The following is a 9326-nucleotide window of genomic DNA, read 5'->3' as shown; positions in this document are numbered from 1 at the left end:
GTTCGGGACGGTCGCCCACATCGGTCCGCTGACCCGAACGGTCAGCGACGCCGCGCTGATGCTGTCGGTGATGGGACGGCCCGATCCGCGTGACTGGTATGCGACGGCCGACGCAACCGACTTCCGCCGAGCCTGCCTGACCTCGGTCCGAGGCTGGCGCGTGGCGTTCTGTCCGAGCTTCGGTGTCGGCACGGTGGACCCCGAGGTCGAAGCGCTGGTGGCTGCGGCGGCGGCGGCGTTTGCCGAATTCGGTGCGACCGTGGAGACGATCGATCCCCCGTTCGCCGACTGCGAACCGATCTTCCGGGCACACTGGTTCGCCGGCGCGGCCAATCTGTTGGCCGGCATCCCGGCGGAGAAGCAGGAGCATATCGACCCGGGCCTGCGCGCGGTTGCGGCAGAAGGGGCCAAAATCCAACTGCTGGACTATCTCGCGGCCGTCAAGGCGCGCGAGACCCTCGGCGCGCGGATGAACGCGTTTCACGAGACGTGGGACCTGCTGCTGACACCGACGCTGCCGATCCCCGCGTTCGACGTCGGCCTTGAGGTGCCGCCGGGGTCGGGGATGGAGCGCTGGACCGAGTGGACGCCGTTCTCCTACCCCTTCAACCTGACCCAGCAACCGGCGGCCTCCATTCCGTGCGGGCGGACGGCTGCCGGGCTGCCGGTCGGCCTGCAGATCGTTGCCTCCAAGGGACGGGACGACAAGGTGCTCGCGGCGTCGGCGGCCTTCGAGGCGCTGCATCCGATCGAGCTGCCGCAGCTCTGACCGCGGCCGTCGGTCCGGACGGTCGGCCTAGGGACGGAACCGGGAAAACGCGCGCCCGAGTGCACGGACGCAGAGCCGGATCGGCCGGGTGATCCAGTAGAGCGCGTGGAAGCGCGGCGGCAGCGGCAGGGCCTGGTAGTCGGCCACCTGCGGGCCGGCCAGCGCCGTCAGCGCCGCCAGGCGCGCGGTCCAGCGATCGCGAAACCGCCAGCGACGGCGTAGATCCTCGCCAGCGCCGGCGAGCAGGGCCAGGCCCCGGTTTTCCCGTGCGATCAGCTCGGGCGCGCGCGTCGGATCGAGATGCGCCAGGCAGTCGGCGGCGAACGCGGACGCCATCGTCGGGGACGACGGCTGCCTGCCCTCGACGATCGCCGACAGCGTCTCCGGCAGTAACATCGCGGCCTCGACGACGCGGCTGAAGCCGCTCTCCGCCGCGTGGCGACGGACCGCGTCGGCGTCGAACGAGGGGTGCCGCATCATCATCGACAGGTCGAGCACCCAATGCAGCCTGGACCAGCGATGCTGGGCGTGGTGCGCGCAGATGTAGACGAACAGGTCCGTCGTGGAGAGGACGGGCCATGGGCGCTTCCAGATCTCGAGCGTCTCCGCGCGGGCGAGGAGGTCTGCCGTGGGAAAGGCATTTCCGGAGGCATCCACCCGATGGTGGATCTCGACGATCACGCCGCCAGGCGCGACCAGCGCCACCTCCTTGGAGAGATGCGCGATCGCGATCGCATGATCGACGGGCTGGCCGCTGCCCCGATCGACCCTCAGCCGCCCGATGAGGTCGTAGCCCGCACTCATCAGGCTGCGCAGCAGCCGCTCGATATCGGATGGCGCGACCAGGACGTCGATGTCGCGCGCCACCCTCAGGCTGGGGGAGCCGTAGTAGCGGGCCCCGAGCGTGAGGCCCTTGAACATGGCGTAGGATAGGCCGAGCGGCACCAGATGGTCGTCGCGCAGCGCGCGCATGGTGGCCTGCAGCATGAGCGCCTGCTTCAGGCGCCCCGAGACCGCCTGCTTGAGCGGCCCAAGGCGCGCGGCGACGTTCGGGTCGTGGGCGCCGTGCAGCCGGGACAGGATCACCGGCGCCAGGAAGTGGTGATCGAAGAGGCGCGCGGCTTCGGGCCAGTCCGCGTCCGGGATCGCGGCTGCGGCCGCATCGATGATGGCGGTATCGCAGGCGCAGGCGCAGGCGAGCGCGAGCCGCTGGTCGGGGCGCAGCGCGCCGGGCGGGTCGTGCAGGAGCCTCATCGTTTCGCCATCACGGGGTTGCCCCGATCTCGGTCGACGAAATCCTTCCCCGGCTCAGGTGATGGACCAAATCGGGCGACCATGTCCACGGATCGCGGTGGGTGATGACCAGGATGGTCGTGCGCCCCCGCAGGCCGGCGACCGTGGTGGCGAGCTTCTGCTCCGTCTCGGAGTCGAGGGCGCTGGAGGGTTCGTCGAGGATCAGCAGGCGCGGCCGGCGCACCAGGGCGCGGGCCAGCGAAAGCCGCTGGCGCTCGCCGCCCGAAAGGCGCCCGCCGCGCGGACCGAGCGGCTCGTCGAGACCCTGCGGCAGCTGCCGGACGAAGTCCTCGGCGGCGGCCAGCCCCAGGGCCTCCCACAGAGCATCGTCGGTCACGTCGCCGGTGTTCCAGACAAGGTTCTCCCGCACGGTCCCGGCATGGAGGAGCGCGTCCTGCGGCACGTAGGCGACGCGCCGGCGCCAGGCATGGGTGGTGTCCTCGGTCAGCATCTCCCCGTCGATCGACAGATGGCCGGATGAGGGACGAAGCAGCCCGCCGAGCACGTCGGCGAGCGTTGACTTGCCGCTTCCAGAAGGACCGCACAACACGCTGATGGTGCCCTTCGGCAGGCTCAGCGACAGTCCGTCCAGAACGATCGGCATGTCGGGACCGTGGCGCAGCCTGACCTCGTGACAGCGGATCGCCTCCTCCAGCGGAGGCGCTTCTGCCTCCACGACGGGATCGGCCGCGGCCTCGGCCTGCGCGGTGAGGTCGACGACGGCCTGGTAGGCCGGAAGCGCATGGGAAATGGAAACGGCGCCCTGCATGATCTGCTGGGCGATCGGGGTGGCCCGGAGGAGCACTCCGGCGAACACCAGAACCTCGGGCCCGGTAAGATGATCCGTCGCCAGCGTCAGCTGGATCACCAGTGCGATCACGATTGCGGCCGCCACCTGAAGGGTGAGCCGCAGGCGGACCGTGTCGCGCATGTAGGCGAACTGGGTGTCCCGAAGCGAGGCCATGCGAAGGGCGAACTGACGGATCCGCCATTCTTCGCCTTGATGCGCCTTGGCGATCTTCAGCGTGTCGAAGAAGCGGCCTATGTCTTCGGACAGGTCGGATTGCGCGAGGCTGAGCCGGGCTCCGTGGGTCACCGCGCTCATCCGGCCGCGGGTCACGACCGCTGCGATCAGGCCGACGGCCACGACGACTGCGAGGGTCGCGGGAACGGAGATCCACAGCGCCACGGCCATCTGGGCAACCAGCAGCAACGCCATGACCGGCATCCGCAGCAGGAAGTGCGTCCCCTGCTGCAGGCGGGCCATCTCCCATCCCAGCACGGTGGTGGCCGCTCCCTGGGACTGACGGGCCAGAAACGGCCAGTCCGCATGGCAGAGCGCGGCCGCCAGCCGGATGCGCAGCGTCTCGATGAACGCGAGCTGCATGCGCGACATCACGATGTCCTGCCGCGCTCCGAGCAGGGCCCGTAGGATCCCCGTGACGGCGAGAAGGGCCAGCAGGGCGGCGGTGGTCGTCGGCAGGTGAAGCCCGCCCAATCCGGAGGCGATGCGGTTCGGCATAGCCGTCTGGCCGGTGATAGCTCCCAGCAGCGGAAGCGCCAGCGAGAGGCTGATGGCCTCGAACAGGGCGGTCAGCAGGAAGAGCGAAAGCGCTGCGACCACGCGGCGCGGCCCGATCTCGCCGATGAAGCGCGCAAGGAGTGGCTTCAACGAAGCGGGGAGGCGGCGAGAATACATGCGGTTCCGTATGTGCGGCAGCGGCGCGTGGTCGCGGAGGTCCAATCCCTCAGGACGAGGCCAGATCGGCAATCGGCACGTAGCTTCGGATCTCGTCACCGCCGCCGAGCACGGTCGCGTCCCCGACCATCAGCCACGCATGGGCCGCCAGCCGGTCGTTTTCCTTTCGCACGCCGAAGCGGATGTGCGATGCGACCCCGCGGCGTGTCAGGAGCAGCGCACCGGCGATCGCCCGGACGAGGCAGGTGCTTTTCCAGGGAAGCCGGTTGGCGACGCGCTTCACCCGGACCCCGATGATCGCTCCGACGGGATCGGTCGCGCCTGTCTGCGTCGCTTCGCCGGGCCTGTGCAGATGAAACAGGCGCGCCGTCACCCGAAAGGGAAGGCCGAATACGAGCACCTGGGCGATCAGCAGCGCGAGAACGGTCTCTGCCGCCTTCGCTCCGCGAAGAAAGAGGGATGTCGGGGTCGCCACGCGTCGTCGTCCTTCGTGCGTCCGGCCGGGGGTGCGTTCCGCCGGGCCTTCGCCGAGTGTAGCGGATTTTCGGGCGCAGCGAAGCGGATGTGCGCGGGAAGGAAGGTCCGCGCGTTGCGGGCGCCCATGGCGCCGTCAGACGCCGAGGCTGGCCATCTGTCCGGCGGGATAGCGGGTGCCGGCGGCCACGCCCGGCTGGAACGCCGCGTCCAGGGCCTCGAGCGTCTCGGCCGACGGCGACACCGACAGGGCCGCCACGTTCTCGTCGAGCCACCTGCGCTGCTTGGTGCCCGGCAATGGAACGATGGTCTTGCCGCGCGACGCCACCCACGCCAGTGCCAGCTGCGCCGGCGTGCAGGATTCGGTGGCCGCGAGGTCCGACAGTGTCTCCAGGAGCTTGACGTTCCGAGCCAGGTTCTCCGCCGCGAAGCGCGGATGCTGGCGGCGCCGGTCGCCCTCTTCCAGGCTGTCTTGGCCGGTGATGGTGCCGGTGAGGAAGCCGCGCCCCAGCGGCGAGTAGGCGACGTATCCGATGCCCAGCTCGGCGCACAGCGGCAGCAGCTCCGACTCGCAATCGCGCGTCCACAGCGAGTATTCCGTCTGCAGGGCGGCGACCGGGTGCGTGGCATGGGCCCGCTTCAGCGTCTGCGGCGACGCCTCCGACAGGCCGATGTGGCGGATCTTGCCTTCGCCCGTGAGGTCGGCGAGGGCGCCGACGGTGTCCTCGATCGGCACGTCGGGGTCGATGCGGTGGACGTAATAGAGGTCGATGGTGTCGACCCCCAGGCGCCTGAGGCTCGCCTCGCACGACTGGCGCACGAAGGCGGGATCGCCCTTGGCGCCGGGGCGGCCGTCGGGCAGGCGGACGTTGCCGAACTTGCTGGCGATCACCGCCCTGTCGCGGCGGTCCTTCAAGGCGCGGCCGACCAGTTCCTCGTTCTGTCCGCCGCCATAGGCATCGGAGGTGTCGATCAGGTCGATGCCGTGCTCGAGCGCCCGGTGGATGGTGGCGATCGCCTCGCCTTCGTCGGGGGTCCCGTAGATCTGGGTCATGCTCATGCAGCCGAGCCCGATCGCCGAGACCTCCAGCGCGCCAAGCATCCGTCGTTCCATGGTCGTCGCTCCCAGTTGGATGTCGGTACTGTCCGTGGCGATCAAATCCGATTCTACATGAGGCCGGGCAGGAACAACACGATCCCCGGGAACAGCGCCATCAGCCCGATCAGCACCAGGTCGCAGCCGAGGAACGGCGCCGCGGCGATCGCCACCTGGCGCAGCGTCGTGCCCTTGGGCGCCACCCCCAGCATGACGAACAAGAGCAGCCCGAACGGCGGCGTCGTCTGGCTCATCTCCAGCGCGATCAGCATCAGGATGCCGAACCACAGCGGATTGATGTCCAGCGCCACGATCAGCGGGAAGAAGATCGGGATGGTGATCAGCATGATCGACACTGGGTCCATGAACATGCCGAGGATCAGCAGCGAGAGGAAGATCAGCACCAGCACCACCGTCAGCGACACGTCGAACGAGGTGGCGAAGGCGAGCATGCCGGAGCTCGCGCCCGAATAGGCGAGCAGCTGGCTGAAGATCGAGGAGTTGAGGATGATGAAGAACACCATGCCGCTGACCTTGATGGTCGACAGCATCGAGGTCTTCAGCACCTCGAGGCTGAACAGGCGGAACGCGAAGGTGAGGATCAGCACGCCGAGCACGCCGAAGGCGGCGGATTCGGTGGGCGTGGCGATGCCGAAGATGATCAGGCCGATCACCATGAAGACGACGAGCGCCATCGGGGTGATGTTGATGAGGGCGAGCTTCAGGCCGTCGCGCCACGGTACCTCCTCGATGTCGTACCGCGGCGTCAGGCTGGGGTTCACCCGGATCTGAACGGTGATGAGGATGGTGAAGAAGATCGCCAGCAGCAGGCCCGGAATGATGCCGGCGATCAGGAAGCGGCCGACGTCGATGCCGGCCAGCGAGGCGAGCAGCACGCCCAGCGTCGACGGCGGAATGATCATGGCGAGGCCGCCGGTGCCGAGGATCGGTCCGAGCGACATCCGCCAGTGATAGCCGCGGCGCTGCATCTCCGGCACCATCAGCGAGCCCAGCATGGCTGTGTTGGCCATCGACGAGCCGGTCAGCGTGGAGAAGATCGTGCCGCCGGCGACCGTCAGGTAGCAGAGCCGCCCGGGGATCCGGCCGAAGAAGGTGTCGAGCGTGTCGAACACGCGGATCGCCAGTCCGGAATAGAAGAACAGCGACCCCATGAAGATGAAGAACGGGACCGGCGCCAGCTGGAAGCGGGTGATCAGCGAGGTGGAGTTGTCCACCACCTGCAGCAGCGAGCCAGGGCCGCCAATGAAGATCAGCGCGCCGATGATGTTCGTCACCATGAAGGCGAAGGCGACGGGCACGGCGAAGAACATGAACCCGATGACCATGAAGATCAAAAGGGCGAGGGCGTAATACCATTCCATCTACATGGACTCCGGGGCGGCGTCGCGGACGTACATGGAATCGAAGCCCAGCAGATAGCGGGTGAACTCGATCGCGATCATCGAGAAGCAGATCGGAAACAGCACGTAGAGCGCCCAGTAGGGGACATCGACCGAGCGTTCGTCGACGTAGCCGTAGCGGACGGCCTCGTCGAACAGCAGTCCCCCCTCATAGGCGAAGATCAGCGAGACCACGATGCAGATGCAGTAGACGATCTTTTCGCAGACGCGCTTCGACTTCGGCCCCAGCTGGGTGAACAGGACCTCGGCCGTCACGTGTCCCTTTTCCCGCACCAGGTAGGGGGCCGCCAGCAGCACGAAGTAGAGCAGCACGTATTCGACGAAGGCGACGGTGAAGCCGAAGGGCTGGAAGCCCAGGGCCCGCATCGACACGTCGACAACGACAAGGAGGATCCCCGCTCCGATGAGCGTGCCGGCCAGCACGACACAGCCGATCAGGATGGCGTTGTAGAGCCGCCAGAGCACGAACATCGCAGCGGGTTACCTTGCGTTGGGGTCGAAAGGGACGGTGACGGCGGGGGCTAGGGACCGGCCGTCAGTTCTTCGTGTCGAGCAGCGACCGGAGCTTCTTGGCCTCTTCGTCGCCCACCTTGTCGGTGACCCGCGCCCACATCGCATCGTTGGCGATCGCGAGATATTTCTCGCCGTCGGCCCCTTCCATGGCGAGGGCCTCGACGCCCGCCTTGTCGGCGGCCGCGATGTCGTCCTTGTTGCGGTCGATCATCTCCTGGACCGACGCCAGTTCGTAGGCCCGCGCCGTATCGGTGAGGATCTTCTTGGCCTCGTCGGACATACCGTCCCAGGCACGGTTGGAGACCAGCACCACGTTGGCGAGATGGTAGAAGGACGGCTCGATGCGGTACTTGACCGAATTGGCGAGGCCGATGGAGGCGAGCCCCACGGTCGGCCAGCCGAACCCGTCGATGACGCCGCGTTCCAGCCCGGTCGGCACGTCGCCGGACGGGATCTGCACGGTGGTTGCGTTCAGCGCTTCCTCGATCGGCCGGTAGGCACCCGTGGTGCGCATCGACATGCCGCTGAGATCGATGACGCCGTCCTTCATCGCCGGCTTCTTGGTGGTGTAGAGGTAATATCCCGATCCGGGACCCGTCTCCGACCAGGCCAGGAAGTGGGCGTCGAGCTTATCGTCGAAGATGTCGGCGAACAGGTCGAATGCGCCGTTCTCGTGCAGCGCTTCGACGCCGACGGTCTGCAGCATCATCGACTGGGCCTGGGGCACGACGCCGGAGATGTAGGCGGCCGGAATGAACAGGATGTCGATGACGCCGCGCTGCAGCGCCTGCGGCGCGCGGTCGGCGGGAGTTACCTCCGGACCGCCGAGCAGGTCGACCTTCACGACGCCCTTGCCGGCCGCGTTCAGCGGCTCGATGAAATGCTTGATGTAGCTCTGGGACAGCGCGTGCTGGGTGGGCAGCGCGGTCTGGGTCTTGAGGGTGACTTCGGCAGCCGATGCGATGGAGGCCGCGCAGGTGCCTGCAACGGCAACGGCGGCAAGTTTCGCCAGGGTCTTCTGGATCGACATTTTGTTTCCTCCCGTTTGGTGGTCTGATCGTCTTGTCTGCCCCGTCGCCGCGGAGCGCGATTGGCGGGACGCGAACGGCGCGTCCCGCATGATCCCTGGCCGACGCCAGGGCGTCAGCCGACCGGGTTCGTCAGTTCCCCCAGCCCGGTGATGGCGACGCTCATGGTGTCGCCCGTCGCCAGATATTTCGGTGGGGTGAAGCCGATGCCGACGCCGGCCGGCGTACCGGTGGCGATGATGTCGCCCGGCAGCAGCGTCATGGTCGCCGAGATGGTCTCGATCAGCGTCGGAATGTCGAAGATGAGATCGGCGACGCTGGCCGACTGCCGCGTCTCGCCGTTCACCGTGGTGGTCAGCTCCAGCCGGGTCACGTCGCCCACCTCGTCGGCGGTGACCAGCCACGGGCCCATCGGGCAGAAGGTGTCGATCCCCTTGCCGATCACCCACTGATTGTGCTTGCGCTGCAATTCCCGCGACGTCACGTCGTTGATGATCACGTAGCCGAAGACCACGTCGTAGGCGTCGGCCTTGGCGACCTGGAACGCCTTCGTGCCGATGATCAGCCCAAGCTCGCCCTCGTAGTCGACGGTACCCGTCGGATCGAGCGATCCACGCACCACATCGCCCGGCCCGACCACGCTGGTGGTCGCCTTGGTGAAGATGATCGGCGCCTTCGGCGAGGCTTCCTTGCCGCTGGAATCGAAGCCGCTGGAGTGAAACTCCTCGGCGTGCTCGTGATAATTCTTGCCGACGCAGAAGATGTCCCGCAGCGGCGTCGGGATGGGCGCCACGATCCGCACCTGGGAGAGCGGAACGCGGCGTCCGTTCGCCTCCGACCAGGCCTTCGTGCCGGCCCCGGCCTCGATGAGACCGCGCACCGCGTAGCCCGCGTCCGCCCCTTCCGAACAGACCACGACGTCCGTCCCGTCCACGTAGCCGGCGATCATCCCGCCGTCGAATTCACATGTCACCAGCTTCATAATATCGACAACATCCATTTCTCTCGATAATAATGCAATACATATCGAAAA

General features: G+C 67.5%; 9 protein-coding genes (1 of these 9 running past the window's edge). 1 reads left to right on the top strand and 8 read right to left on the bottom strand.

Features of this window, described 5'->3' with window-relative positions; translation table 11 throughout:
• Window positions 1-769: the 3' portion of an amidase gene (locus ACSSVZ_RS09765; RefSeq protein WP_453969634.1), read on the top strand. 626 nt of this gene lie to the left of the window's left edge; 769 of the gene's 1395 nt are visible here — the last part of the coding sequence; its start codon lies beyond the left edge, outside the window; its stop codon occupies window positions 767-769.
• A gap of 27 nt (window positions 770-796) precedes the next feature.
• Here ACSSVZ_RS09765 and ACSSVZ_RS09760 read toward each other — a convergent pair whose 3' ends face one another.
• The 8 genes from ACSSVZ_RS09760 to ACSSVZ_RS09725 form a co-directional block, all read right to left on the bottom strand.
• Window positions 797-2023: a nucleotidyltransferase family protein gene (locus ACSSVZ_RS09760; RefSeq protein ID WP_453969633.1), complete on the bottom strand. Its 1227-nt coding sequence runs from the start codon at window positions 2021-2023 to the stop codon at window positions 797-799.
• Between the two features lie 10 nt (window positions 2024-2033).
• A complete protein-coding gene (locus ACSSVZ_RS09755; protein ID WP_453969632.1) occupies window positions 2034-3734 on the bottom strand; it encodes an ABC transporter ATP-binding protein in 1701 nt (566 codons plus the stop codon).
• A gap of 76 nt (window positions 3735-3810) precedes the next feature.
• The gene (locus tag ACSSVZ_RS09750; RefSeq protein ID WP_453969631.1) at window positions 3811-4236 is read right to left on the bottom strand and encodes a lasso peptide biosynthesis B2 protein; all 426 of its coding nucleotides are present in this window, start codon (window positions 4234-4236) and stop codon (window positions 3811-3813) included.
• Window positions 4237-4371: 135 nt separating this feature from the next.
• Window positions 4372-5349 (bottom strand): aldo/keto reductase, encoded by a 978-nt coding sequence (locus tag ACSSVZ_RS09745; RefSeq protein WP_453969630.1) that lies wholly within the window; start codon window positions 5347-5349, stop codon window positions 4372-4374.
• A 53-nt stretch (window positions 5350-5402) separates the two neighbouring features.
• A complete protein-coding gene (locus ACSSVZ_RS09740) occupies window positions 5403-6713 on the bottom strand; it encodes a TRAP transporter large permease (protein ID WP_453969629.1) in 1311 nt (436 codons plus the stop codon).
• Complete coding sequence (locus ACSSVZ_RS09735; RefSeq protein ID WP_453969628.1) at window positions 6714-7223, bottom strand: TRAP transporter small permease; 510 nt, start codon at window positions 7221-7223, stop codon at window positions 6714-6716. It lies immediately after the preceding gene.
• A gap of 64 nt (window positions 7224-7287) precedes the next feature.
• The gene (gene dctP / locus ACSSVZ_RS09730; protein WP_453969627.1) at window positions 7288-8295 is read right to left on the bottom strand and encodes a TRAP transporter substrate-binding protein DctP; all 1008 of its coding nucleotides are present in this window, start codon (window positions 8293-8295) and stop codon (window positions 7288-7290) included.
• A gap of 113 nt (window positions 8296-8408) precedes the next feature.
• Entirely contained in the window at window positions 8409-9275 is an 867-nt protein-coding gene (locus ACSSVZ_RS09725) for a fumarylacetoacetate hydrolase family protein (protein WP_453969626.1), read from the bottom strand.
• Between the last annotated feature and the right edge of the window lie 51 nt (window positions 9276-9326).

The sequence above is a fragment of the Amorphus sp. MBR-141 genome (genome assembly GCF_053628695.1).
The sequence above is the reverse complement of the archived record's forward strand: the minus strand, read 5'-3'. Positions and strand labels throughout refer to the sequence as shown.

Bases quoted from the DNA above. Each gene is read 5' to 3' on its own strand.
- ACSSVZ_RS09740 (WP_453969629.1), bottom strand. From the start codon at position 6,713: ATGGAATGGTATTACGCCCTCGCCCTTTTGATCTTCATGGTCATCGGG.
- dctP (WP_453969627.1), bottom strand. From the start codon at position 8,295: ATGTCGATCCAGAAGACCCTGGCGAAACTTGCCGCCGTTGCCGTTGCA.
- ACSSVZ_RS09735 (WP_453969628.1), bottom strand. From the start codon at position 7,223: ATGTTCGTGCTCTGGCGGCTCTACAACGCCATCCTGATCGGCTGTGTC.
- ACSSVZ_RS09725 (WP_453969626.1), bottom strand. From the start codon at position 9,275: ATGAAGCTGGTGACATGTGAATTCGACGGCGGGATGATCGCCGGCTAC.
- ACSSVZ_RS09745 (WP_453969630.1), bottom strand. From the start codon at position 5,349: ATGGAACGACGGATGCTTGGCGCGCTGGAGGTCTCGGCGATCGGGCTC.
- ACSSVZ_RS09760 (WP_453969633.1), bottom strand. From the start codon at position 2,023: ATGAGGCTCCTGCACGACCCGCCCGGCGCGCTGCGCCCCGACCAGCGG.